This is a genomic window from Microbacterium salitolerans, from assembly GCF_019720895.1.
Taxonomy (GTDB): domain Bacteria; phylum Actinomycetota; class Actinomycetes; order Actinomycetales; family Microbacteriaceae; genus Microbacterium.
Genome location: NZ_JAHKSH010000002.1, coordinates 103870 through 127176, shown reverse-complemented (window position 1 = coordinate 127176; position 23307 = coordinate 103870). Strand labels below are relative to the sequence as shown.

The 23307-nt window shown below is 68.0% G+C and carries 26 protein-coding genes; 14 read left to right on the top strand and 12 right to left on the bottom strand.

Annotation, left to right across the window (positions count from 1 at the left end):
* Window positions 1-35 precede the first annotated feature (35 nt).
* Together KOL93_RS03765 and KOL93_RS03760 are read left to right on the top strand one after the other, a co-directional pair.
* Window positions 36-953, top strand: a complete 918-nt coding sequence (locus KOL93_RS03765) for an SDR family NAD(P)-dependent oxidoreductase (protein WP_221583996.1) — start codon at window positions 36-38, stop codon at window positions 951-953.
* Between the two features lie 750 nt (window positions 954-1703).
* Window positions 1704-2078 (top strand): hypothetical protein, encoded by a 375-nt coding sequence (locus KOL93_RS03760; protein WP_221583995.1) that lies wholly within the window; start codon window positions 1704-1706, stop codon window positions 2076-2078.
* Here KOL93_RS03760 and ychF read toward each other — a convergent pair.
* Complete coding sequence (gene ychF, locus KOL93_RS03755; protein ID WP_221583994.1) at window positions 2030-3103, bottom strand: redox-regulated ATPase YchF; 1074 nt, start codon at window positions 3101-3103, stop codon at window positions 2030-2032. The two genes, KOL93_RS03760 and ychF, sit on opposite strands and share 49 nt — an antisense overlap.
* 75 nt (window positions 3104-3178) lie before the next feature.
* Here ychF and KOL93_RS03750 point away from each other — a divergent pair, with 75 nt between their 5' ends.
* Window positions 3179-4402, top strand: coding sequence for a DNA recombination protein RmuC (locus KOL93_RS03750; protein ID WP_221583993.1), 1224 nt, complete (start codon window positions 3179-3181; stop codon window positions 4400-4402).
* Here the strand turns inward: KOL93_RS03750 and KOL93_RS03745 are convergent.
* Window positions 4383-4583: a UDP-N-acetylmuramyl pentapeptide phosphotransferase gene (locus tag KOL93_RS03745; protein WP_221583992.1), complete on the bottom strand. Its 201-nt coding sequence runs from the start codon at window positions 4581-4583 to the stop codon at window positions 4383-4385. The genes KOL93_RS03750 and KOL93_RS03745 overlap by 20 nt on opposite strands.
* Window positions 4584-4665: 82 nt before the next feature.
* On the bottom strand, window positions 4666-5667 hold the full coding sequence (glpX, locus tag KOL93_RS03740) for a class II fructose-bisphosphatase (RefSeq protein ID WP_221583991.1): 1002 nt from the start codon (window positions 5665-5667) through the stop codon (window positions 4666-4668).
* Window positions 5668-5838: 171 nt separating this feature from the next.
* Between glpX and fbaA the strand changes: the two genes are divergently transcribed.
* Window positions 5839-6870, top strand: a complete 1032-nt coding sequence (fbaA, locus tag KOL93_RS03735; RefSeq protein WP_221583990.1) for a class II fructose-bisphosphate aldolase — start codon at window positions 5839-5841, stop codon at window positions 6868-6870.
* A 92-nt stretch (window positions 6871-6962) separates the two neighbouring features.
* Here the strand turns inward: fbaA and KOL93_RS03730 are convergent, their stop codons facing one another.
* Window positions 6963-7502, bottom strand: a complete 540-nt coding sequence (locus KOL93_RS03730) for a DUF6264 family protein (RefSeq protein ID WP_221583989.1) — start codon at window positions 7500-7502, stop codon at window positions 6963-6965.
* Window positions 7499-8542, bottom strand: coding sequence for a 4-hydroxy-3-methylbut-2-enyl diphosphate reductase (locus KOL93_RS03725; protein ID WP_221583988.1), 1044 nt, complete (start codon window positions 8540-8542; stop codon window positions 7499-7501). The genes KOL93_RS03730 and KOL93_RS03725 overlap by 4 nt, the downstream gene beginning before the upstream one ends.
* 52 nt (window positions 8543-8594) lie before the next feature.
* Between KOL93_RS03725 and xseA the strand changes: the two genes are divergently transcribed.
* From xseA to KOL93_RS03700, 5 genes are read left to right on the top strand one after another with little or no spacing between them, the layout of a single operon-like run.
* Window positions 8595-9887 carry an exodeoxyribonuclease VII large subunit gene (xseA, locus tag KOL93_RS03720; RefSeq protein WP_221583987.1) on the top strand — a complete coding sequence of 431 codons (1293 nt, stop codon included), beginning with the start codon at window positions 8595-8597 and terminating at the stop codon, window positions 9885-9887.
* Window positions 9888-9897: 10 nt separating this feature from the next.
* Window positions 9898-10128, top strand: coding sequence for an exodeoxyribonuclease VII small subunit (locus tag KOL93_RS03715; RefSeq protein WP_221583986.1), 231 nt, complete (start codon window positions 9898-9900; stop codon window positions 10126-10128).
* Window positions 10128-10778 carry a DUF4245 family protein gene (locus tag KOL93_RS03710; protein WP_221583985.1) on the top strand — a complete coding sequence of 217 codons (651 nt, stop codon included), beginning with the start codon at window positions 10128-10130 and terminating at the stop codon, window positions 10776-10778. The genes KOL93_RS03715 and KOL93_RS03710 overlap by 1 nt, the downstream gene beginning before the upstream one ends.
* A 35-nt stretch (window positions 10779-10813) precedes the next feature.
* Window positions 10814-11434, top strand: coding sequence for a carbonic anhydrase (locus KOL93_RS03705; protein ID WP_221584499.1), 621 nt, complete (start codon window positions 10814-10816; stop codon window positions 11432-11434).
* A gap of 15 nt (window positions 11435-11449) precedes the next feature.
* Complete coding sequence (locus tag KOL93_RS03700) at window positions 11450-12844, top strand: class II fumarate hydratase (protein ID WP_221583984.1); 1395 nt, start codon at window positions 11450-11452, stop codon at window positions 12842-12844.
* A 93-nt stretch (window positions 12845-12937) separates the two neighbouring features.
* Here KOL93_RS03700 and KOL93_RS03695 read toward each other — a convergent pair whose 3' ends face one another.
* Together KOL93_RS03695 and KOL93_RS03690 are read right to left on the bottom strand one after the other, a co-directional pair.
* Window positions 12938-14299, bottom strand: coding sequence for a PhoH family protein (locus KOL93_RS03695; RefSeq protein WP_221583983.1), 1362 nt, complete (start codon window positions 14297-14299; stop codon window positions 12938-12940).
* Between the two features lie 179 nt (window positions 14300-14478).
* The gene (locus tag KOL93_RS03690; protein ID WP_308291530.1) at window positions 14479-15267 is read right to left on the bottom strand and encodes an isoprenyl transferase; all 789 of its coding nucleotides are present in this window, start codon (window positions 15265-15267) and stop codon (window positions 14479-14481) included.
* Window positions 15268-15397: 130 nt separating this feature from the next.
* Here KOL93_RS03690 and trhA point away from each other — a divergent pair, with 130 nt between their 5' ends.
* Window positions 15398-16090 carry a PAQR family membrane homeostasis protein TrhA gene (gene trhA, locus KOL93_RS03685; RefSeq protein WP_221584498.1) on the top strand — a complete coding sequence of 231 codons (693 nt, stop codon included), beginning with the start codon at window positions 15398-15400 and terminating at the stop codon, window positions 16088-16090.
* Here the strand turns inward: trhA and KOL93_RS03680 are convergent.
* Window positions 16074-16373, bottom strand: coding sequence for a hypothetical protein (locus KOL93_RS03680; protein WP_221583981.1), 300 nt, complete (start codon window positions 16371-16373; stop codon window positions 16074-16076). The two genes, trhA and KOL93_RS03680, sit on opposite strands and share 17 nt — an antisense overlap.
* Window positions 16374-16447: 74 nt before the next feature.
* Here KOL93_RS03680 and KOL93_RS03675 point away from each other — a divergent pair, with 74 nt between their 5' ends.
* Both KOL93_RS03675 and greA read left to right on the top strand, forming a co-directional pair.
* A complete protein-coding gene (locus tag KOL93_RS03675; RefSeq protein ID WP_221583980.1) occupies window positions 16448-16840 on the top strand; it encodes a DUF4307 domain-containing protein in 393 nt (130 codons plus the stop codon).
* 55 nt (window positions 16841-16895) lie between these two features.
* Window positions 16896-17381, top strand: coding sequence for a transcription elongation factor GreA (greA, locus tag KOL93_RS03670; RefSeq protein ID WP_221583979.1), 486 nt, complete (start codon window positions 16896-16898; stop codon window positions 17379-17381).
* A gap of 55 nt (window positions 17382-17436) precedes the next feature.
* Here greA and ilvA read toward each other — a convergent pair whose 3' ends face one another.
* The 4 genes from ilvA to trpD all read right to left on the bottom strand — a co-directional run bounded on the left by ilvA (window position 17437) and on the right by trpD (window position 21623).
* Complete coding sequence (ilvA, locus tag KOL93_RS03665; RefSeq protein ID WP_221583978.1) at window positions 17437-18672, bottom strand: threonine ammonia-lyase; 1236 nt, start codon at window positions 18670-18672, stop codon at window positions 17437-17439.
* Window positions 18669-19877 (bottom strand): AI-2E family transporter, encoded by a 1209-nt coding sequence (locus KOL93_RS03660; RefSeq protein ID WP_221583977.1) that lies wholly within the window; start codon window positions 19875-19877, stop codon window positions 18669-18671. The genes ilvA and KOL93_RS03660 overlap by 4 nt, the downstream gene beginning before the upstream one ends.
* A 49-nt stretch (window positions 19878-19926) precedes the next feature.
* Window positions 19927-20493 carry a LemA family protein gene (locus KOL93_RS03655; protein ID WP_221583976.1) on the bottom strand — a complete coding sequence of 189 codons (567 nt, stop codon included), beginning with the start codon at window positions 20491-20493 and terminating at the stop codon, window positions 19927-19929.
* Window positions 20494-20561: 68 nt separating this feature from the next.
* A complete protein-coding gene (trpD, locus tag KOL93_RS03650; protein WP_221583975.1) occupies window positions 20562-21623 on the bottom strand; it encodes an anthranilate phosphoribosyltransferase in 1062 nt (353 codons plus the stop codon).
* A 176-nt stretch (window positions 21624-21799) separates the two neighbouring features.
* On the opposite strand from trpD, the gene ctaE reads away from it, so the two are divergent.
* Together ctaE and qcrC are read left to right on the top strand one after the other, a co-directional pair.
* Window positions 21800-22468 carry an aa3-type cytochrome oxidase subunit III gene (gene ctaE, locus KOL93_RS03645; RefSeq protein WP_221583974.1) on the top strand — a complete coding sequence of 223 codons (669 nt, stop codon included), beginning with the start codon at window positions 21800-21802 and terminating at the stop codon, window positions 22466-22468.
* A 21-nt stretch (window positions 22469-22489) separates the two neighbouring features.
* Entirely contained in the window at window positions 22490-23296 is an 807-nt protein-coding gene (qcrC, locus tag KOL93_RS03640; RefSeq protein WP_221583973.1) for a cytochrome bc1 complex diheme cytochrome c subunit, read from the top strand.
* Window positions 23297-23307 lie beyond the last annotated feature (11 nt).

Below are 23307 nucleotides of genomic sequence, written 5' to 3'. Positions count from 1 at the left end.
CATTAACAGACCACCGGTACTTAAAGGAGCCGCACGTGACTGAAGACTGGACCGAAGATCACATCCCCGACCAGAGCGGACGCGTCGCGATCGTGACCGGCGCGAACACGGGCCTGGGGTTCGAGACCGCGCGGATGCTCGCCGAGCACGGAGCACACGTGATCATCGCCGTGCGCGATGTGGAGAAGGGCAGGACTGCGGCGGGCCGGATCGCCGGCGACGTCACGGTGCAGCCACTCGACCTCGCATCCCTCGACTCCATCCGCGCCGCCGCCTTGGACATCCGCGCCGATCACCCACGTATCGACCTGCTCATCAACAACGCGGGCGTCATGTACACCCCGCGGCAGACCACGGCGGACGGCTTCGAAGTGCAGTTCGGCACCAACCATCTCGGGCACTTCGCCCTCACGGGCCTACTGATCGACCAGATCCTGCCCATGCCGGGATCCCGCGTGGTGACCGTCAGCAGCACCGGTCACCGTATTCGGGCGGCGATCAACTTCGACGACCTGCAATGGGAGCGTTCATACAGCCGCGTCGGCGCATACGGTCAGGCAAAACTCGCCAACCTGATGTTCACTTACGAGCTGCAACGGCGCCTCGCCGCGCACAGCACGACCATCGCCGTCGCCGCACACCCCGGCACGTCCAATACAGAGCTCGCCCGCAACACCCCCGCGGCTCTGCGCATGCCGATCGCCCGGCTCGCGCCGCTGATCCTGCAGTCGCCCGCGATGGGCGCCCTACCCACCGTGCGCGCGGCCAGCGATCCCGCGGTGCTCGGCGGCCAGTACTACGGTCCCGGCGGCCGCGCCGAGGCGCGCGGATACCCCCGCGTGGTCACCTCGAGCCCCGAGTCCTACGACCTGGCCACCCAACGGCGCCTCTGGACCGCTTCCCAGCAGCTCACCGGCGTCACGTACGCGCTCGACCGGACCGCGACGCGCTGACGACGCGGCGTGCGCCCTCGCGGCACGAGAGCCTGCCACCGCAGCGTTCGGCGATGTCGAGGGCTGCTTCATCGAGACCCAGGAGCTGCTCCTCATCCGCGATCAACCACGTGCCATCGTGTGAGCAGGAGGACCCGCACATCAGGCGCATGGCCCGCATCCGGACGAATACAACCTGCACGGCGGGGCTCGGGCGCAACTACCCGCCGTGCAGGCCGGACATCCAGAGCGCCGGACATGACCTTGCCGACTGAGAGCGAGGAGCTCCCGGTTCGCATCGTCGCTACTCTGACAATCAGCCACGCCGTCGGCGGAGCCGCACGCACGTCCCACACTGCCGCGCTCAGCGCGGCTCTCGCTGCCCTGGCGCTCGTCACAATGGCGCTGGCCGGGTGCACCGCCACTACAGCCGTCGAGGGTGCTCAGCCGCCCCAGGGCATCCGCTGCTGCGGATATCGCCGCGCCGGTTGCCGAGGCCAGTTCGACGCCGGAATCGGCCGAGCCGAAAACCTGCTCCCGCATGTCTGAGGTCGTCAGCCACACCGACGATTGGCACCGGGAGCGTACGCAGCCCCTGAAGCACCTGGGCGCACAAGAGGTCGCGCAGGGCGAGGCGACATTCGACGAGGACGGCATCCCTGTGGCGTACACCGTTGCGCCCGGCGACATCAAAGCCGTCACCCGTGAACGGCTCTGCGCGTACCCGAACCTCGGCTCACTGAGTCACGTGCGCGACATCTCCTCGGGCCCGTGCTCTGGCTCAACCCCACCCCCGACACGCCCTGGGTGGCGTACTACAGCCCGATGGACGCGGAGGCCGGGTGCCAGCAGACCCGTTACCAGGAGGCCATCACGGCGGCGGACGCAGCGGTCGACGCGGGCGACATCGAGACCGTGCGGCCAATGCGGAACGGCAAGCTCTCGGGAATTTTCACGGGCCACGACGCCACTAACGCGATCCAGCAGGTGGTCGACCCCGGCGACCCTGACGCGTTGCGCCAGCTCTTTTCCCGAATCCGGCACTCTCGGGGCACTCCGGGCCAGTCGGGTGGGATGCTTGCCCTGGCCTGCAGGCGTCAGACGTTGAAGCGGAACTCCACCACGTCGCCGTCCGCCATGACGTAATCCTTGCCCTCCATGCGGACCTTGCCCGCCGCCTTCGCGTCGCTCATGGATCCGTACTGGTCGAGGTCGTCGAACGAGACGATCTCGGCCTTGATGAAGCCGCGCTCGAAGTCGGTGTGGATGACGCCGGCCGCCTGCGGTGCCGTCCAGCCGGTGCGGATCGTCCAGGCGCGTGCTTCCTTCGGTCCTGCCGTCAGATACGTCTGCAGGCCGAGCGTCTCGAATCCGATGCGCGCGAGCTGGTCGAGGCCGGATTCCTCCTGGCCCAGCGACTGAAGCAGCTCGAGAGCCTCGTCGTGCTCGAGGCCGATGAGCTCGGACTCGACCTTCGCGTCGAGGAAGACGGCCTTCGCCGGTGCGACGAGATCCGCGAGCTCGGCCATGCGCGCCCCGTCCGCGAGGACTCCCTCATCGACGTTGAAGACGAAAAGCGTCGGCTTCGCCGTGAGAAGGCCGAGCTCCTTGACGGGCGTCGTGTCGAAGCCGGCCTGGAAGAGCGTCTTGCCCGACTCGAGGACAGCGAGCGCATCCCGTGCGGCGTCGAGGACGGCCGGGTCGACCTTCTTGCCCTTGACTTCCTTCTCGAGGCGCGGAACGGCCTTCTCGAGCGTCTGCATGTCGGCGATCATCAGCTCGGTGTTGATCGTGTCCATGTCGCCCGCCGGGTCGACCTTGCCGTCGACGTGTGTGACATCGCCGTCCGTGAATCCGCGCACGACCTGCGCGATGGCGTCAGCCTCGCGGATGTTGGCGAGGAACTGGTTGCCGAGGCCCTCGCCCTCGCTCGCGCCGCGGACGATGCCGGCGATGTCGACGAACGACACCGGAGCAGGGAGGATCTTCTGAGAGTCGAAGATCTCGGCGAGCCGATCGAGGCGCGGATCCGGCAGCTCGACGACGCCGACATTGGGCTCGATCGTCGCGAACGGATAGTTCGCCGCGAGCACGGTGTTCTTGGTCAGAGCGTTGAAGAGGGTCGACTTGCCCACATTGGGCAGTCCCACGATGCCGATAGTCAGAGCCACAGGAAAACAGTCTACGCGGGCCGGATCCGCCTCCCTGACCTTCGAATGTCAGGGGTTCCGGAGAGAGTGGGCTCCATGGACATCACGTGGATCCTCGCAGCCCTCCTCGCCTTCCTGATCGGGGGCTTCGTCGGCTGGACTGCGCACCTCGCGCGCACGACCGGGGTGCAGGCCGAATTGGCCGGGGCGAAGGCCGAGGCGCAGAGCCTCCGTGAGGCTCTCTCACGCCAGCAGGAGATCGCCCAGCAGACCGCCGAACGCGAGCGCGCCGAACGCGCCGAGGCGACGCAGCGGGCACAGCGAGAGAACGCCGTCATCACGGCCCTCTCCCCCGTGCGCGAGAGCCTCCATCGCATGCAGCAGCGCGTCGACGCGATGCAGCGCGAGCGCCAGGAGCAGTTCGGCCAGGTCGCCGAACAGCTGCGCGGCGCACGCGAGATCGATGAGCAGCTGCGCGCGACGACCGAATCGCTCGCGGGCGCCCTGCGCTCGAACCAGGCCCGGGGCGTGTGGGGCGAGACGCAGCTGCGCCGCATCGTGGAGTCGGCTGGTCTCGTCGCGCGTGTCGATTTCGACGAGCAGACAGCCATCACCTCCGACGCCGGCTCAGGGCGCCCCGACATGCTCGTGCATCTGCCCGGCGGCACGTCGATCGCCGTCGATGCGAAGGCACCGCTCGACGCGTTCCTCGATGCCATGGCGATCCCTGAGACTGCGACGGGCGACGACGCCACGCGACGAGCCGAGCTGCTCAAGAAGCACGTCAAGGCGGTGAGAGCTCACGTCGACGCCCTCGCGAAGAAGGCCTACTGGACGGGGCTCGACTCCAGCCCCGAGTTCGTCGTCTGCTTCATTCCCAGCGAGTCGGTCCTGTCCTCGGCACTCGCCGAGGATCCGGCCCTCCTCGAACACGCATTCAGTCGACGCGTCGCACTGGCGTCCCCCGTGAACCTCTGGGCGGTGCTCAAGACCGTCGCCTACTCGTGGACGCAGCAGGAGGTCTCCGACGAGGCGAAGACTCTGTTCCACCTCGGCAACCAGCTCTACGACCGGCTCGGATCGCTCGCGACCCACGCCAACGGCATGCGCCGTGCGATCGAACGCACGGTCGACGCCTACAACGGCTTCGTCGGGTCCCTCGAGTCGCGTGTGCTCGTCACCGCGCGGAAGTTCCCGGGAATCGACGCCTCGAAGCTCGAGCAGACCGCCGCCCCGGCGACGATCGATGCGCCCGTGCGCCGAGTGACAGCGCCCGAGCTGCTGCCCTCAGAGGACGAGATCAGCCGGGCAGCAGATTGAGCGCGGCGAGCACGATCCCCGACACAGCGAAGAAGCCGCCGATGGACCACCAGATGCTCGGCTCAGTGCCCGCCGGGCGCCGCACACGGAAGAGCACGTCGGGGCGACGTGCTGGATCCTGTGCGTCGGCGACGACGGCGCGGGCACCCGCGCTCGGAGTCTTCTGCGTGGTCTCGGACATGGACCTCATCCTCTCACGCGACGACCCCGCCTCGAGCAATCGAGACGGGGTCGTGACGCAACGGAGACTCAGCGCGTGATGCTCACAGCCACTTCGACTCGAGGTGGTCGCTCGAGATCCGGCGCAGCGTGCCCGAGTGGCCGCGAAGCACGACGCTCTCGGTGTAGAGATACCCCTCCTTGCGCTTGACGCCGGCGACGAGAGCTCCGTCCGTCACACCGGTCGCCACGAAGATCGTGTTGCTGCCCCTGACCATGTCTTCGGCCTCGAGCACCTGGTCCATCGGGAGACCCGCGTCGATTCCGCGCTGGCGCTCCTCGTCGTCACGCGGCCACATCCGCCCCTGGATATGGCCACCGAGGGCCTTGATCGCGCATGCCGTGACGATGCCCTCCGGGCTGCCGCCGACGCCGACGCACATGTCGGTGCGCGCGTCATGGCGCGCCGCATTGATGCCGCCGGCGACGTCGCCGTCGCTCATGAGGCGCGTGCCCGCGCCGGTTTCACGGATCTCGGCGATCAGCTTCTCGTGACGCGGACGGTTCAGGATCGACACGACCATCTCTTCGACGGGCTTGTCCAGCGCCGTCGCGAGAGCGCGGATGTTCTCGCCGATCGGCTTGCGAATGTCGACGACGCCGACCCCGGCCGGGCCCGTGACGATCTTCTCCATGTAGAAGACGCTCGACGCGTCAAGCATCGTTCCGCGGTCGGACATCGCGATCACCGACAGCGCGTTGTTGCGCCCTTCCGCCGTGAGAGTCGTGCCGTCGATCGGGTCGACGGCGATGTCGTACGCGCGCCCCTTCCCTGTCCCGACGTGCTCGCCGTTGAACAGCATCGGCGCGTTGTCCTTCTCGCCCTCGCCGATCACCACGACGCCGTCGAAGTCGACGGTCGTGAGAAACGCGCGCATCCCGTCGACGGCCGCACCGTCCGCCAGCTCTTTCTGCCCGCGCCCGATGAAGGGCACGGAGCGAATGGCCGCCGCCTCGGTCGCGCGCACGAGCTCGAGCGCGATGTTGCGATCGGGCTGCAGCGGGATGAGGTCGGTCGTGGAATGGATCTCGTGGTCGGCGCTCATGCTGTCGAGGGTATCCCCGCGCCCACTCAGATACCGGCGCGTTGGGGTCCGTATTCACCGAAGGAAACGCGGTTCTTTCGGATCCGCGGCAACCGCGTCGCATGTACCGCGTCCGTCGCACACGCCCTAGGCTGAAAGTGCTCTCATCCCTCGACTCGAAGGAGCCGTGTCATGCCGGTCGCAACCCCGGATCAGTACGCCGAGATGCTCACCCGCGCCAAAGAAGGCGGATTCGCCTTCCCCGCGATCAATGTGTCGAGCTCTCAGACCATCAACGCTGTCCTCCAGGGCCTGACGGAAGCCGGCTCCGACGGCATCATCCAGGTCACGACAGGCGGCGCCGACTACTTCGCCGGCCACACGGTGAAGGCCCGCGCGACGGGTGCCATCGCGATGGCGCAGTACGTGCGCCAGGTCGCCAAGAGCTACCCCATCACCGTGGCCGTTCACACCGACCACTGCCCGAAGGATGCGCTCGACGGCTTCCTCCTTCCCCTCCTCGACGCCAGCGAGGAGCAGGTGAAGGCCGGCGGCGAGCCGATCTTCAACTCGCACATGTGGGACGGATCCGCGGTCCCTCTCGACGAGAACATCGAGATCGCGAAGGAGCTGCTCCCGCGCACCCACGCGATCGGGTCGATCCTCGAGATCGAGGTCGGCGTCGTCGGCGGCGAAGAGGACGGCGTCACCCACGAGGGCTCGAACGAGGCGCTCTACACCACCGTCGGCGACGTGACGAAGGCTGTCGAGGCGCTCGGCCTCGGCGAGAAGGGCAAGTACATCTCGGCCCTCACGTTCGGCAACGTCCACGGCGTCTACAAGCCGGGCGGCGTCAAGCTGCGCCCCGAACTGCTGGGCGAGATCCAGCAGGGAATCGCCGAGAAGTTCGGCACCGGCGAGAAGCCGCTCGACCTCGTCTTCCACGGCGGATCGGGATCGACGTCCGAGGAGATCGCGACGGCCGTCGCGAACGGCGTCATCAAGATGAACATCGACACCGACACTCAGTACGCGTTCACGCGCTCGATCGCCGGATACATGTTCGACAACTACGCCGGCGTCCTCAAGGTCGACGGCGAGGTCGGCAACAAGAAGAAGTACGACCCCCGCGCCTGGGGCAAGGTCGCCGAGTCCGACATGGCGACGCGCGTCGTCGAGGCGACGCGGGAGCTCGGCTCCCACGGCAAGTCGATCAGCGCCTGACCATCTCCTGCGCACGACGAACGCCCCGCGGATCCCGCGGGGCGTTCGTCGTTCTCGCCGTGGACAGTCGCCGTGCGTGGGGTTTCCGGGCGCTACGGCGCGATGCCCTGCATCTGCATGAGCGCCTCGAAGACGTTCGGATCCTGCACCAGCGGGATCGCGATCATGAGGCTGGCGATCGTATTGAACACGATGCCTGCAAGGAGCGCGATCCACCACATCGACTTCCCTGCGGAGCCGCGCCGCCACACCAGCCATGTGGTCGCCAGCCATCCGAGGATCATGACGGCGATCGCCACGACACCGGCCGTGCGCTGCCCCGCGTAGTCGGCAACCTCAGCGTCGACGCCCATGATGTCGAGGAGCGCCGTCGGGTCCGTGAACATCGGGATCGCGCTGAGCGTGTTGAACAGCCCATAGGCGAGCAGCGCGATCGTGACGATGCGATCGGCCAGGCGAGGCCCGGACGCACGAGGCGGCGCCACCTCGATCGGTGTGTCCTGAGGGATGAGCGCGGGGTCGATCGGCTCCACCGGCTCGACCGTCTGCCCGCCACGCGCACGCTGCTCGTCAGGAGTTGCGTACTGCCCGTACTGCGGCCGGGGACGGTCGGGCGCGGATCCGTCGGTCACGCCGGCTCCCCTCGTCCCCCGCGCGGGCGGTCGCCGCGGAGCTCCTTCGGCAGCGAGAAGATGAGGTCCTCCTCCGCCGTGCGCACCTCCTCGACATCTGAGTAGCCGGCCTGCGCCAGCTCCCGCATGAGCTCGTGGACGAGGACGTCGGGAACGCTCGCGCCGCTCGTGATGCCGATCGTGCGCACGCCCTCGAGCCACTCCTGGCGCACCTCGTCGGGGTAGTCGATCCGATAGGCGGCCTTCGCGCCGTACTGCAGAGCGACCTCGACGAGGCGCACACTATTCGACGAGTTCGCGGATCCGACGACGATCACGAGATCGGTGCCGCGCGCGACCTTCTTGATCGCGACCTGCCGGTTCTGCGTCGCGTAGCAGATGTCGTCCGACGGCGGATCGTTCAGCTCGGGAAAGCGCGCGCGCAGGCGGTCGACTGTCTCCATCGTCTCGTCGACCGAGAGCGTCGTCTGCGACAGCCACACGAGCTTCGAGGGGTCCTCGACCTCGACCATGTCGGCTTCTTCGGGGCTGTTGACGATCGTCACGTGCTCGGGTGCCTCGCCTGCGGTGCCTTCGACCTCCTCGTGCCCCTCGTGTCCGACGAGCAGGATCTGATAGTCGTCGCGGGCGAAGCGGACGGCCTCGCGGTGCACCTTCGTCACGAGAGGACAGGTCGCGTCGATCGCCTGCAGGCCGCGCTCGCTCGCGTCGCTGACGACCTGGGGCGAGACGCCGTGGGCGCTGAACACGACATGCGCACCCTCGGGGACCTCGTCGACCTCCTCGACGAAGATGACGCCCTTCGCCTCGAGCTCGCGCACCACGTGGATGTTGTGCACGATCTGCTTGCGCACGTAGACGGGCGCGCCGTAGCGCTCGAGGGCCTTCTCGACCGTGATGACGGCGCGGTCGACGCCGGCGCAGTACCCGCGCGGCGCCGCGAGCAGGATCTTCTTGTCGCCCGCGACGGGCAGATCCTGCAGTCGTTCGCGCCTGACGGGGAGGCGGGGAATGGGCAGCGAGACGGCGGTTGCGCTCATGCCCCCAGACTACGTGGCTTCGCTTGTCAGACCTCCCGCATAACCTGAGTGTGTGACGAGTTTCGAGCCGCAGCAGGTCCCCGGCGAGGCGCCCCCGAGCGATGCCGTCTCTCCTCGCGACTCGGGACCCGATCAGCCCACGTCGATCGCCCGCCTCAATCAGACGATCAAGGCGTCGATCGACACGTGGGGCGCGGTGTGGGTCGAGGGCGAGATCACCCAGTGGAACCGCCGCGGCGCCAACGTGTTCGGCGGCCTGAAGGATCTCCGCTCCGATGCGCAGGTCAATCTGCAGATCTGGTCGTCCGTGCTCCGGCGCCTGACCGACGAGTTCCAGGTCGGCGATCATGTCGTCGCGTGCCTCAAGGCCGACTACTTCGTCAAACGCGGATCCTTCTCGTTCCAGGTCACGACGATGAAGCACGTCGGGCTGGGCGCGCAGCTCGAACGCCTCGAGCGCCTGCGCCGCCAGCTGCAGGGCGAGGGGCTGTTCGACGCCTCGCGCAAGAAGACGCTGCCGTTCCTGCCCGACCGGATCGGGCTCATCACCGGCGCAGAATCCGACGCCGAGAAAGACGTGCTGCGCAATGCGCAGCTGCGGTGGCCGCAGGTGCGGTTCCGAACGATCCACGCGACGGTGCAGGGCGAACGCAGCGTCCCCGAGATCCTGCAGGCGCTCGAACTGCTCGATGCCGATCCTGAGATCGACGTCATCATCATCGCGCGCGGCGGTGGCGATCCGCAGACGCTCCTCGGCTTCAGCGACGAGCGCCTCGTCCGCGCGGTCGCGGCGGCGCAGACGCCGACCGTCAGCGCGATCGGCCATGAGAACGACCGCCCCCTTCTCGACGACGTCGCCGATCTGCGCGCATCGACTCCGACCGATGCGGCGAAGCGCGTCGTTCCCGATGTCGGCGAGCAGCGCGCGCTGGTCGATCAGCTTCGCTCGCGCCTCACGATGCGGCTGCAGCAGCAGGTCCAGCACGGCATCCAGCAGCTCGAGCAGATGCGCTCCCGTCCCGCTCTGCGCGACCCCGACGCGATGCTGCGCAACCGCGAGCAAGAGGTCTTCCTGTCGCTCTCGCGCGGCCGCGACCTCACGACTCGGCTCGTCGATCGCGCAGAGCGCCGCGCCGGAGAGCTGCGCGCGTCGCTGCGCGCGCTCTCACCTGCCGCAACCCTCGCGCGCGGCTATGCCATCACGCAGACGGCCGACGGTGCGATCCTCCGCCATGCGTCGAGCGCTCCCGAGGGCACCGCCCTCACCGTCACGCTCGACAAGGGCGCGATCGCCGCGATCTCCCAGGGCGATGTCTCGTCGGCAACGCCCTCGACCGAAAAGTAGGATGGGCACGATGACCGACCAGACCCCCGACGTCTCCTCGCTGTCGTTCGAGCAGGCGCGCGACGAACTCGTCCGCGTCGTGTCCGAGCTCGAGCAGGGCGCACCCACGCTTGAGCACTCCCTCGCGCTGTGGGAGCGCGGAGAGGCGCTCGCCGCTCGTTGCGAGGATTGGCTCCTCGGCGCCAAGCGCCGCCTCGATGAGGCGCGTGCCGCAGCGGACGCCGCCGAGGCCGACGACTGATGGCGCGCGAACCCCGCATCGCCGCGCATCTCGGCCGGCCGGAGACCCCAGAGGAAGAGGCGGCGCGCAAAGCCGAGAACTCACGGCGCTACCGCCAGAGCCAGTCCTTCCGCAATCTCATCATCGCCCTGGCGGTGAGCCTCGCGATCGTCGCGGTCGTCTACTTCGGCGTGCCCCGCGGCGAGCTCGAGGAACGTCCGTCGATCGACGCGGCCGCCATTGCCGAGCAGACGTCGACGCAGTTCGAGCGCCGCGTGATCGTTCCCGCTACGCCCAACGGCTGGAAGATCAACGTGGCCGAAGTCGAGGCCGGCAATCCCACGGTCTGGTCAATCAACTACAACTCGATCCCCGGCGCTTCGCGTTCGTACGCACGATTCGCGCAGGCCTTCGATGGCGACACCGCCTGGGCGTCCCAGATGCTGCGCGGATCCGCTCCGACCGGCACCGTCACCATCGACGGCATCGAGTGGTCGGAGTACGAGATCGACGACGCCGAGCAGGCCGGCAACATCTCATACGCGCTCGGGACGCAGGCCGGCGCCGACCATCTTCTGATCTACGGCCAGATGGACGCCGAGACGGCAGCTGTCGTCGCCGAGGCCGTGACCGACGACGTAACCGCACTCACAGAGGAGACCTCACCGTGACAGAACTGGTGACCCCCGCCGCAGCCTGGCAGCGCATGCTCGACGGCAATGCTCGCTTCGTCTCCGGCTCGCCGCAGCACCCTCATCAGGACGTCCAGCGTCGCCACGAGATCGCCGCAGCGCAGACCCCGACGGCCGCGCTCTTCGGCTGCAGCGACTCGCGACTCTCCGCCGAGATCATCTTCGACATGGGGCTCGGCGACCTCTTCGTCGTGCGCAACGCCGGTCAGGTCACGGGCGAGTCGATCATGGGGTCTCTCGAGTACGCGGTCGACGTGCTCCAGGTGCCCCTGATCGTCGTGCTCGGCCACGACGAATGCGGTGCCGTGAGCGCCGCGATCGAGAGCATCCACGCGGACGCGCCGCTCCTCGCCCCGGCGATCTGGCGTCAGGTCTCCCCCATCGTCCCGGCCGTTCGCCGCGCGCGACAGGAGCAGGTCGCACGGGGCGAGGACGACGCCGACATCAGTTCATGGCGTGTCGGGCAGCTGCACCTGCGCGATACGATCACGTCGATCCTGCACTCCTCCGAGCTCATCAGCGACGCCGTTGCGAGCGGTCGCCTGGGCGTCGTGGGAGCGAACTACCGACTGGCTGAGGGCACTGCCGTGCCCGACGTCGTGCTGGGAGTCGCGGAAGACTCCGCGACCACATAACCGAAGGACGAACAAGTGACCGAGACCGAGTACCGGATCGAAAACGACACGATGGGCGAGGTGCGCGTTCCCAAGGACGCGCTGTATCGCGCTCAGACGCAGCGCGCTGTGCAGAACTTCCCGATCTCGGGACAGGGTCTCGAGTCGCGCCACATCGCCGCGCTCGCGCGCATCAAGAAGGCGGCCGCGCTCGCGAACAAGGACCTCGGCACGCTCGACGGCGACATCGCGGATGCCATCGCGTGGGCGGCCGATCAGGTCGTCACGGGCGAGTACGACGCGCAGTTCCCCGTCGACACGTACCAGACCGGATCCGGCACGTCGTCGAACATGAACATGAACGAGGTGCTCTCCTCGCTCGCGACCGAGAAGCTGGGCGCCGAGGTGCACCCGAACGACCACGTCAACGCGTCGCAGTCGTCCAACGACGTCTTCCCGACGTCCGTGCACGTCGCCGCGACCGAGGCGCTCATCACCGACCTCGTCCCGGCTCTCGATCACCTCGCACAGGCGTTCGAGAAGAAGGCTTCGGCGTGGAAGGACGTCGTCAAGCCCGGCCGCACCCACCTCATGGATGCGACGCCCGTCACGCTCGGCCAGGAGTTCGGCGGATACGCGCGCCAGATGCGACTCGGCATCGAGCGCGTCGAGGCGGCGCTCCCACGCGTCGCCGAGGTTCCGCAGGGCGGCACTGCCACGGGAACCGGCATCAACACACCCAAGGGCTTCCCGCAGAAGGTCATCGCGAACCTCGTCGCTGAGACGGGTCTGCCGCTGACCGAGGCCGTCGACCACTTCGAGGCGCAGGCCAACCGCGACGGGCTCGTCGAGGCCTCGGGTGCGCTGCGCACGATCGCGGTCTCGCTGACCAAGATCAACAACGATCTCCGGTGGATGGGCTCGGGTCCCAACACGGGCCTCGGCGAGCTGCGTCTTCCCGACCTGCAGCCGGGCTCATCGATCATGCCCGGCAAGGTCAATCCGGTCATCCCCGAGGCGACGCTCATGGTGTGCGCCCGCGTCATCGGCAACGACGCGACCATCACCTACGGCGGCGCGTCCGGCGCATTCGAGCTCAATGTCGCGATCCCCGTCATGGGGACGGCGCTGCTGGAGTCGATCCGGCTTCTCGCGAACGCGAGCCGTGTGCTCGCCGACAAGACGATCGACGGTCTCGAGGTCAATCACGAGCGGGTCACCGCACTCGCGGGCATGAGCCCCTCGATCGTGACGCCGCTCAACAAGCTCATCGGCTACGAGGCGGCGGCGAAGATCGCGAAGCACTCGGTGGCCAAGGGCATCACGGTGCGCGAGGCCGTCATCGACCTCGGCTACGTCGAGCGCGGCGAGCTCACCGAGCAGCAGCTCGACGAGAAGCTCGACCTGCTGTCGATGACGCATCCGGGCTGAGCCGACTCGATAGCGGAGGGGCGCATGGCATCTCGCCATGCGCCCCTCCGCTGCCTGGGATCGGTGACCTCGTGCGTTCCGGCCGTCCGCAGCTCAGCTGAGCTCGTCACCTTCCAGCAGGCTCGTCACGAGCGCGGCGATCTCGGAGCGCTCGGAGCGAGTCAGCGTGACGTGACCGAAGAGCTTCTGGCCCTTCAGTGTCTCGATCACGCTCGCGACGCCGTCGTGCCGACCGACCCGGAGGTTGTCGCGCTGCTGCACGTCATGGGTGAGCACCACCTTCGAGTTCTGGCCGATCCGGCTGAGCACGGTGAGCAGCACATTCCGCTCGAGCGACTGCGCCTCGTCGACGATCACGAACGCGTCGTGCAGGGAGCGACCGCGGATGTGGGTGAGCGGCAGAACCTCGAGCAGACCCCGCTCCATGATCTCGTTGAGCGCATTCTCCGAGACCACGGATCCGAGCGTGTCGTAGACGGCCTGGCCCCAGGGGTTCATCTTCTCCCCCTGATCGCCGGGGAGGTAGCCGAGCTCCTGCCCGCCGACGGCGAACAGCGGGCGGAAGACGATGATCCGCTTCTGATGCTGTCGCTCGAGGACGGCCTCGAGGCCAGCGCAGAGCGCGAGCGCCGACTTCCCCGTTCCCGCTCGCCCTCCGAGCGACACGATCCCGACCTCGGGATCGAGCAGAAGATCGATCGCGAACCGCTGCTCCGCGGATCGCCCGTGAAGTCCGAAGACGTCACGGTCGCCGCGCACGAGACGGAACTCGCCGTCGGCACCGGTGACCCGTCCCAGAGCCGCCCCGCGCTCCGACTGGATCACGAGCCCCGTGTTGGTCGGCAGACCCCGGGCGTCCTCGTGCATCGCGACCTCGGACTCGTACAGATCCGCCATGTCGTCTCCCGACACCGCCAGCGACGAGATGCCCGTCCACCCCGAGTCGACGGCCTGCTCGGCGAGGTACTCCTCGGCCGTCAGCCCGAGCGACGCCGCCTTCACACGCATCGGCATGTCCTTCGACACGATCGTGACGGGCTGGCTGTCGTTCGCGAGGTGCGCCGCGACCGCGAGGATCCGCGAGTCGTTGTCGCCCTGCCGCATGCCGCTCGGCAGCACGCTCTGGTCGGAGTTGTTGAGCTCGACGCGCACCGTACCGCCGTCTTCCGTCGGAACAGGGAAGTCCAGTCGGCCGTGCTCGATCCGCATCTCATCGAGGTATCGCAGCGCCTGGCGCGCGAAGTACCCGATCTCGGGGTCGTGGCGCTTGCCTTCCAGCTCGGACACGACGACGACCGGGATGACGACCGAATGCTCGGCGAAACGGAACAGCGCCCGCGGATCGCTCAGAAGCACGGAGGTGTCGAGCACGTAGGTGCGCAGGTCCTGATCGTCTGCGATGTCGGTCGGCTCTGCGGCGCTCCTGCGGGTGGCCTTGTCGGTGGCTGCGGTCACGGCCCACTCCCCTCAGCCGGGCTGTCGCCCGGTATCACGAGTCGACCTGTGGGCCACGAGTCGCGATCCGTGAGGCCGACTCGAACGGGCGCTCTGCCCGATGCGTCGAAGGTAAATCACATCGGTGTGATTCGGGAAGGGGTGCGAGCGGATTTCACACGCCGTTCACGTGGCTCCGGTCACTTGCCGAAACGACGGTCGCGGGATCCGTAATCGCGGATCGCGCGCAGGAAATCCACTTCGCGCAGGTCGGGCCCGAGCGCCTCGACGAAGTAGAACTCGCTGTGCGCGCTCTGCCACAGGAGGAAGTCGCTGAGGCGCTGTTCGCCGGACGTGCGGATGACGAGATCCGGATCCCGCTGTCCGCCCGTATAGAGGTGCTCCCCGATGACCTCGGGGGTGAGACTGCCGGCGAGCTCTTCGAGAGATCCGCCCTGCTCGTCGTGCTTCTGAATGATCTTGCGCACGGCGTCGACGATCTCGTATCGGCCGCCGTACCCCACAGCGAGGTTGACGTGGAGTCCGGTGTTCTCCCGCGTGCGCTCCTCAGCGTCGCGGAGAGCGCCGAGGAGGTAGTCGGGGAGATTGTCGGATCGGCCCACGTGCTGCACGCGCCAGTCCCCGCGGCGCGACAGGCGCCCGGCGAGGCCGGCGATGATCTCGATCAGGTCGTGCAGCTCGGCGGTGTCGCGCTTGACCACGTTGTCGTTCGAGAGCAGGTAGAGCGTGACGACGTCGACGCCGAGCTCGTCGCACCAGCCGAGGAACTCGACCATCTTCGCCGCGCCCGCACGATGCCCGTGGGCTGGAGTCTCGAACCCGAGCTGCCGCGCCCAACGGCGATTGCCGTCGATCATCATCGCGACGTGGTGCGGGACGCGCTCGGCGTCGATCTGATGACGCAGGCGCGACGCGTACAGACGATAGAGGGGACCCGTTCCCTCATTCGAGCGCGAGCTGGTGACCACCTCACGACGATACCGCGCGGACGCGCCGGCCGTGTTCCCGCATGTGTCGCGCGCGGCATACGCGCGGGCGTACGCTCGCGAGATGACCTCGCATGAGACGCCCGCGAACATGCCCGACGACGGCTCTCAGATGCCACACCTCCCGCTGCTCGAGGCCGATGCACCGCTGGCTGAGGACTTCAAGCCGTCATGGCGCGGATGGATCCACGCCGGGACGGCTCCCGTCGCTCTCATCGCCGGCATCGTCCTCATCTCCCTTGCCGAGGGCCCCGCCGCGAAGTGGGCATGCGCCGTGTTCATGACGTCGTCGCTGCTCCTGTTCGGCAACTCGGCCGTGTACCACCGGTTCCACTGGGGGCCGAAGGCCAAGAGCGTGCTGAAGCGCATCGACCACGCCAACATCCTGCTGCTCATCGCCGGCACCTACACGCCGATCGCCGTCCTCGCCCTTCCCCCCGAGAAGGGGGTCATCCTGCTCGTCGCCGTGTGGGGCGGCACCGTGATCGGGATCCTCTTCCGCGTGCTCTGGATCGGCGCGCCCCGCTGGCTGTATGTCGCGCTCTACCTGGCGCTCGGCTGGGCCGCCGTCATGTACATGCCCGACCTTTTCGCCGCGAGCCCGGCCATGATGATCCTCGTCATCGTCGGCGGGCTGCTCTACTCGGTCGGCGCCGTCGTGTACGCCATGAAGCGACCGAACCCGTGGCCGAACCACTTCGGATTCCACGAGATCTTCCACGTGTGCACGGTTCTCGCGTTCCTATGCCACTGGACGGGCGCGCTCCTGATCGCGCTCGACCCGGCGTTCAACGCGGGGGCGTAGCGCCCGGATCCTCGTCGTCGGGCCGGTCCTCCGCAGCGGATGTCTCGTCCGCTTCCGCCTGCTCCCGCTCCTCCTGATCGAGCATCTCCTGCACCTCGGCTCGGTACCGCGTGCGACGCACGCGGCGCAGCATGTCGAGCACGAGGAGGATGACCGCGACGACGAGCAGCGCGACGACGAGGAAGCCCGCAGGGCCCGGCGTCACCGAGTCGGGGTCGACGGTGGGAGACGGGACCGGGGTCTCGCCGAGGCCGGTGAAGACGAACTGTGAGAAGACGTGCATCGACCTGCTCCTGAGATGGCGACGGTTAACCTGGAACTGGTCCACCCTATTCCTCCCCCGCCTGAGAGGTGCTCGTGACGACGAGAGAGCAGCTCGACGATCGCTACGGCCGCACGTCGCGCCGATCGACCCGCATCGCGTGGATCGCGATCGCCGCCGTCGCCGCCGTCGTCATCGGCTGGCTCGTGTGGACCGTGCTCGTCGCGAACGCCAAGAGCGTCGACGTGGACGACCTCGGTTTCGAGGTCGCGAGCGACAGCACCGTGTCGGTGTCGTTCCGCATCACCTCGACGGGCGATGCGCCCGTCGTCTGCATCATCGAGGCGCAGGACGAGAGCTTCGGAATCGTCGGGTGGAAGGTCGTCGAGCTGCCGCCTGCGGGATCCGTCTCGAAGGACTACACCGAACAGGTCCCGACCCTGGCCGAGGCGACGACCGGTTTCGTGAACTCCTGCTCGCTCCGGTAGATTCTCTCGGATACGCAATCATCGGCTGAACCGGTCTGCATAAGGAGAATCCATCGTGTCGAACGAGACCGTGCCCTTCCTCACCCAGGAGGCCTACGACCGGCTTGCTGCCGAGCTCGAGCACCTCTCGACGGTGGGCCGCGAAGAGATCGCGAAGCGCATCGAGGCGGCCCGCGAGGAGGGTGACCTCAAGGAGAACGGCGGATACCACGCCGCCAAGGACGAGCAGGGCAAGCAGGAGGCGCGCATCCGCCAGCTCGCGGGCATGCTCAAGGACGCGCAGATCAGCGAGGCACCCGAGGCCGACGGGACCGTGCGCCCCGGCACGGTCATCACCGCCCTCATCCTCGGCGACGAGGAGAAGTTCCTCCTCGGCAGCCGCGAGATCGCCGGTGGGACCGAGCTCGACGTCTACAGCGAGCAGAGCCCCCTCGGATCCTCGATCATCGGCATGAAGGAAGGCGACGAGGGCTCGTACCAGGCGCCGAACGGCAAGGACATCCCCGTCCAGATCGTCAAGGTCGAGACCTTCACCGGCTGACGGACGACATGCGAAAGGCCCCGCCGAGGCGGGGCCTTTCGCATGTCGCGGATGCTCAGTCGAGCAGGATCTCGGGAGCGAAGCCGCCGCCGCGAAGCGCCTCGAGGACGAGCGCCCGATGCTCCTCGCCGCGCGTCTCGACCGAGATCTGCAGCACGACCTCGCTGATCTGCATGCCCTGCCCATGGCGCGTGTGCAGCACCTCGATGACGTTCGCTCCCGCCTGCGAAAGCAGCTCGGAGACCTGCACGAGCTGACCGGGGCGGTCGGGAAGCGGGATGCGGATCGTCATGTACCGCCCCGCTGCCGCGAGGCCGTGTGCGACCACGCGCTGCAAGAGGAGCGGGTCGATGTTTCCCCCCGAGAGGATCACGGCTGTCTTGCCCTGCGCGCGGATCTTCCCGGCCAGGATCGCCGCCACGCCGACGGATCCGGCGGGCTCCACGACCTGCTTCGCACGCTCGAGCAGCGACAGGATCGCACGGGCGATGTCGTCGTCGCTCACCGTGACGACCTCGTCCACGAGCTCGCGGATGATCGCGAACGGCACGTCGCCCGGTCGGGAGACGTGGATCCCATCGGCGATCGTCGCCTGCGTGGTGATCGTGACGGGCTCGCCGGCCTCGAGCGACACGGGGTATGCGGCCGAGTTCTCAGCCTGCACGCCGATGATGCGGATCTCTCGGCCCTCCGCGCGCGCCTTCGCCTTCGCGGCCGCCGCGACGCCGGCGATGAGACCGCCCCCGCCGATCCCCATGACGATCGTCTCGACATCCGGGACCTGCTCGTACAGTTCGAGCCCGAGCGTCCCCTGCCCGACGACGATGTCGCGGTGGTCGAACGGATGGATGAGCACGGCGCCCTCGCGCTCCGCGTGCTCCGCCGCGAGCCGGAGTCCGACGTCGACCGCCGCCCCCTCGAGAACCACCTCAGCGCCGTACCCGCGCGTCGCGAGCAGCTTCGGCACCGGGACGCCCAGCGGCATGTAGATCGTCGCGGGGATCCCGAGCTGCTGGGCGGCCAGAGCGACGCCCTGCGCGTGGTTGCCCGCAGAGGCCGCGACGACGCCGCGCTGGCGTTCGGCCTCCGTGAGACGCGAGAGGCGATGCGTCGCGCCACGGACTTTGAAGGATCCCGTTCGCTGGAGATTCTCGAGCTTCAGCACCACCTCGGCGCCCAGGACGTCGCTGAGATGCTGCGAGGCCTGAATCGGAGTGCGCTCGAGAACCGGCTCGAGGCCGCGGGCGGCCTCCTCGAACTCGCTCAGCTCGGGCACGTCGCCTCGCGTCATGTCGTCTCCTCTTCCTCTTCTCCGCGCCCGATGGTTCGGGGCTCGGTTCTCCACAGCAGGTCGTTCTCGGGCAGATCTCCGGTGCGCCAGGATCCGGTTGACAGCGTCACGGCCACGACATTCACGAAGGCCGCCAGCGGCACCGCGAAGAGCGCGCCGGCGATCCCACCGGCCATGGACCCCGCCATCACGACGAGCACGACCGCCAGCGGATGCACCTTGACCGCCGCACCCATGACGACCGGCTGGAGGACATGGCTCTCGACCTGCTGCACCACCAGCACGACGGCGAGCATCGCGAGCGCGATCCACGGCCCGTTGTAGGCGAGGGCGATGAGCACGGCGAGCGCCCCGGACACGATCGCGCCGACGAACGGCACGAAGGCGGCCAGGAAGACGGTCACGCCGATCGGAATCGCCAGGGGAACGCCGAGCAGAGCCGCACCGACGCCGATGCCGATGCCGTCGATCGACGCGACGAAGATCTGCGTGCGCGCGTAGTTGATGAGCGTGGCCCACCCGTTTCGAGCGGCCCGGTCGACGGCGACGCGGGCGCGCGCCGGGAACAGCCGGGACGTCCAGCCCCAGATCTCCTCCCCGGACGCGAGCAGACAGATGAGCGTGAAGAAGGCCAGCAGCGCGCCCGCGCCGACGTGCCCGACGGTGGATCCGACGGAGAGCGCGCCGCTCACGAGGAAGTCGCTCTCGTCGCGCAGGAAGTCGGACGCGAAGGCGAGCATGTCACTGACCTGCTCCTCCGGGAGGACGCCTGTGCCGAGGAGCCAGTCCTGCAGCTCGGCCCAGCGCTCCCCGGCGCGCTCCCGCACGAGGGCGGCCTGCTCCGAGACCTGCCAGACGACGAGCCAGATCAGCCCGGTCACGATCGCGATGGTCCCGACGAGCGAGATCACAATGGCCAGCGGTCGGGGCACGCGGTGGCTCAGCATCCACGCGAAGAACGGCCACAGCAGGGCCGTGAGCAGAATCGCGACGAGGACAGGGACGACGACGAGCTTGAACTCGATGATCAGCCACACCATCACCGCCACGACCGCGGCGAGGATGAGCAGCCGCCACCCGTAGGCCGCGGCGATTCTCAATGCAGGCGGCACCGACTCGACGATCGGATCCTGCTGTCGCGGCGCAGGTCGGGGCGGCGGCATGCGCCCGAACAGTCGGCGCCGCCGCCGGGGTTCCTCGCTCATCTCAGCGAGTCTATTCCCCGACGGCGGCGACCGTGACGACGCCTGGGCGTCAGAACTGCACGCGCGGCGGCTGCTTGATCGCGGCGGCGTCTTCGACCTCGAAGAACTCGCGCTCGGTGAAGCCGAGACCGCGGGCGAAGAGATTGTTCGGGAACTGCTTGATCTTGATATTCAGCTCTCGCACGCCACCGTTGTAGAAGCGACGCGACGCCTGGATCTTGTCCTCGGTGTCGACGAGTGAGTTCTGCAGCTGCAGATAGTTCTGGCTCGCCTGGAGCGCGGGGTACGCCTCGGCGACGGCGAAGATGCTCTTGAGCGCCTGCTGCATGTGGTTCTCGGCGACGCCGGCCTGTGCCGGCCCGTCTGCCTGGAGCGTCTCCGCGCGAGCGCGCGTGACATTCTCGAACACCGCCTTCTCGTGCCCGGCGTAGCCCTTGACCGTCTCGATCAGGTTCGGAATCAGATCGGCGCGGCGCTTGAGCTGCACATCGATGCCACTCCATGCCTCATCGACTCGCGTGCCGAGCGAGACGAGCGAGTTGTAGGTCGCCCAGAGGTAGATTCCCGCGATCACGATGACCGCGACGACGATCAGAAGCGGTACAAGCCATTCCATGTGATTCTCCCCCGTTGTGGTCTTCCTTCATCGTACGTGTCGCGTCGGACACGGGCCTGGGCGCCCCATCACGCGGCGCCGGCTCGCGCCGAAGCCTGCACCCATGCATCGAGCTTCGCGGCCGCGCGTCCGTCGTCGACCACCGCCGCCGCTTCGTCGCGCGCCTCGATCAGTCGCTGGATCATGTTGCGATTCGCCTGCGACGGATCCTGCGAGAGCCGGAATGCCACGATGCCCGCTGCCGCATTCAGCAGCACGATGTCGCGCACGGGGCCCGAATCCCCCGCGAGCGTGCGCCGGAGCGTCGCCGCGTTCTCGACGGGCGTGCCCCCGATGAGGTCGTCGATCGAGGAGGTCTTCATGCCGAGGTCGCGCGGGTGGATGTCGAACTCGTGCATATCGCCATTCGAGATCTGCCAGATCCGGCTGTATCCGGTCGTCGTGAGCTCGTCGAGCCCGTCCTCGCCGCGGAACACGAGAGCAGTCGCCCCGCGCGTGCGGAAGACTCCCGTCACGATCGGCACCGTCGCGAGCGACGAGACACCCACGGCGTTCGCTTCGGCACGCGCCGGGTTGACCAGAGGGCCGAGGAAGTTGAAGACCGTCGGGACCCCGAGCTCGGCGCGCACGGGCGCGGCGTGTTTGAATCCGGGATGGAACGCGGCCGCCCACGCGAACGTGATGCCCGCCTCGTCGAGCACCCGTGCGACGCCCTCCGGCGAGAGGCGCAGGTCGATGCCGAGCTCGCTCAGCACATCCGACGACCCCGTCTTCGAGCTCACCGCGCGATTGCCGTGCTTGACGACGGGAACCCCCGCCGCCGCCACGATGATCGAGGCCGTCGACGAGATGTTGACCGTGCCGTAGCCGTCTCCCCCTGTTCCGACGATGTCCAGGACGTTCGGATCCACGGGAAGCGGCACGGCCGCTTCGAGGATCGCGTCGCGGAACCCGATGACCTCCTCGACCGACTCGCCCTTTGCGCGAAGCGCCGTGAGAAGCCCGCCGAGCTGCGCGGCGGACGCTTCCCCCTGCATGACCTGGCGCATCGCCCACTCCGCTTGGGAGACGGTCAGGTCGTCGCCCGCGACGACAGCGGTCAGGATCTCGGTCCAGGTGGGGTGCGTCATACCGGCGATGCTAGGGGATTCGGATTTCCTCGACACGTCGTAGAAGTCGTGGGAACATCGCGGCGCACAGGCTTCCGAAACCCTATTCTGCGGGCCAGACCAGCCGTTTCTCACACCTCCCATAGGGCCTTCACGGGAGCTGCATCAGACTGCTCGCCCGACCGCGTCCTCCGGAGATGCAAAAATCACCCGCCGGTATCAGCAATAATGGACGGGTGACGACCCCAGCTACGTATGCCCCCGCGCCCAGAACGGTGAAGCGACCCGACCCCGTCAGTGTCGGAACGATCGTGTGGCTCGGCTCCGAAGTCATGTTCTTCGCGGGCCTCTTCGCCATCTACTTCACGCTTCGCAGCACCTCCGCTGGCCTCTGGGAAGAGCAGACGGCGGCGCTGAACATCCCGTTCGCTCTCGTCAACACGATCATCCTCGTGGCGTCTTCCGTCACGTGCCAGATGGGCGTGTTCGCGGCAGAGCGCCTTCAGCCCTACAACGTCAAGGGCACGGGATGGAAGACCTGGGGCATGGTGCCGTGGTTCTGGATCACGTTCGCGCTCGGCGCGATCTTCGTGTCCGGCCAGGTGTGGGAGTACGCGCAGCTCGTCGCACACGGGGTCACACTCAGCGGCGACTCCTACGGGTCCGCGTTCTACCTGACGACCGGCTTCCACGCGCTGCACGTCACGGGCGGTCTCGTCGCGTTCCTCCTCACTCTCGGTCGTGTGTACGCCGTGAAGAAGTTCACGCACAAGGAGGCCACCACCGCCGTCGTCGTGTCGTACTACTGGCACTTCGTCGACGTCGTGTGGATCGCGCTGTTCATCGTCATCTACTTCCTCCAGTAAGAGCGGAGCAACATCACCCTTATGGCACGAGAGAAGAAGCAGCGCCGCGCGAACGGCCGCCGCAGCCCCCTCGCCGCAGCAGCACTGATCGGCATCGGCCTCCTGATGACCGGCGGTCTCTACGCCGGCGCCTCCGCCGCCGTCGCCTCGACGGACGAGACGAGCTCCGCCTCGGCGCACGCGAACGTCGAGGACGGCGAGAAGCTGTTCCAGGCGAACTGCGCCACCTGCCACGGCCTGAACCTCGAGGGCACCGAAACGGGCCCGTCGCTGTTCGGCGTCGGCGCCCTCGCCGTCGAGTTCCAGGTGTCCACCGGCCGCATGCCGATGCAGATGCAGGGCCCGCAGGCCGATCAGAAGCCCGTGCAGTTCACCGACACGCAGATCCAGTCGATGGCGCAGTACGTGCAGTCGGTCGCTCCCGGCCCCGATTTCCCGTCTGAGCGCGTCCTCGACGGCGAAGGCGACGTGTCGCGCGGAGCCGAGCTGTTCCGCATCAACTGCGCCATGTGCCACAACGTCGCCGCAGCCGGCGGCGCCCTGACCGAGGGCAAGTTCGCGCCCGACATCCAGGACACCTCCGCGCTGCACATGTACGCGGCCATGGTGACCGGCCCCCAGAACATGCCGGTGTTCAGCGACATGAACCTCACCGAGGAAGACAAGCGCGACATCATCTCCGCGCTCGTCTATCAGCAGGAGGCGCAGGCGCCCGGCGGGTTCACGCTGGGTTCGCTCGGCCCCGTCTCCGAGGGCCTCTTCATCTGGATCTTCGGCATCGGCGGCCTCATCGCCGCCGCCGTCTGGATCACGGCGAAGTCGAACTGAGCATGGCGAAC

Coding starts and splice junctions, on each gene's coding strand:
- KOL93_RS03750 (WP_221583993.1), top strand. CDS start 3,179: ATGGACATCACGTGGATCCTCGCAGCCCTCCTCGCCTTCCTGATCGGG.
- KOL93_RS03745 (WP_221583992.1), bottom strand. CDS start 4,583: ATGTCCGAGACCACGCAGAAGACTCCGAGCGCGGGTGCCCGCGCCGTC.
- glpX (WP_221583991.1), bottom strand. CDS start 5,667: ATGAGCGCCGACCACGAGATCCATTCCACGACCGACCTCATCCCGCTG.
- fbaA (WP_221583990.1), top strand. CDS start 5,839: ATGCCGGTCGCAACCCCGGATCAGTACGCCGAGATGCTCACCCGCGCC.
- KOL93_RS03725 (WP_221583988.1), bottom strand. CDS start 8,542: ATGAGCGCAACCGCCGTCTCGCTGCCCATTCCCCGCCTCCCCGTCAGG.
- KOL93_RS03715 (WP_221583986.1), top strand. CDS start 9,898: ATGACCGACCAGACCCCCGACGTCTCCTCGCTGTCGTTCGAGCAGGCG.
- KOL93_RS03710 (WP_221583985.1), top strand. CDS start 10,128: ATGGCGCGCGAACCCCGCATCGCCGCGCATCTCGGCCGGCCGGAGACC.
- KOL93_RS03705 (WP_221584499.1), top strand. CDS start 10,814: ATGCTCGACGGCAATGCTCGCTTCGTCTCCGGCTCGCCGCAGCACCCT.
- trhA (WP_221584498.1), top strand. CDS start 15,398: ATGCCACACCTCCCGCTGCTCGAGGCCGATGCACCGCTGGCTGAGGAC.
- KOL93_RS03680 (WP_221583981.1), bottom strand. CDS start 16,373: ATGCACGTCTTCTCACAGTTCGTCTTCACCGGCCTCGGCGAGACCCCG.
- ilvA (WP_221583978.1), bottom strand. CDS start 18,672: ATGACGCGAGGCGACGTGCCCGAGCTGAGCGAGTTCGAGGAGGCCGCC.
- KOL93_RS03660 (WP_221583977.1), bottom strand. CDS start 19,877: ATGAGCGAGGAACCCCGGCGGCGGCGCCGACTGTTCGGGCGCATGCCG.
- KOL93_RS03655 (WP_221583976.1), bottom strand. CDS start 20,493: ATGGAATGGCTTGTACCGCTTCTGATCGTCGTCGCGGTCATCGTGATC.
- trpD (WP_221583975.1), bottom strand. CDS start 21,623: ATGACGCACCCCACCTGGACCGAGATCCTGACCGCTGTCGTCGCGGGC.
- ctaE (WP_221583974.1), top strand. CDS start 21,800: ATGCAAAAATCACCCGCCGGTATCAGCAATAATGGACGGGTGACGACC.
- qcrC (WP_221583973.1), top strand. CDS start 22,490: ATGGCACGAGAGAAGAAGCAGCGCCGCGCGAACGGCCGCCGCAGCCCC.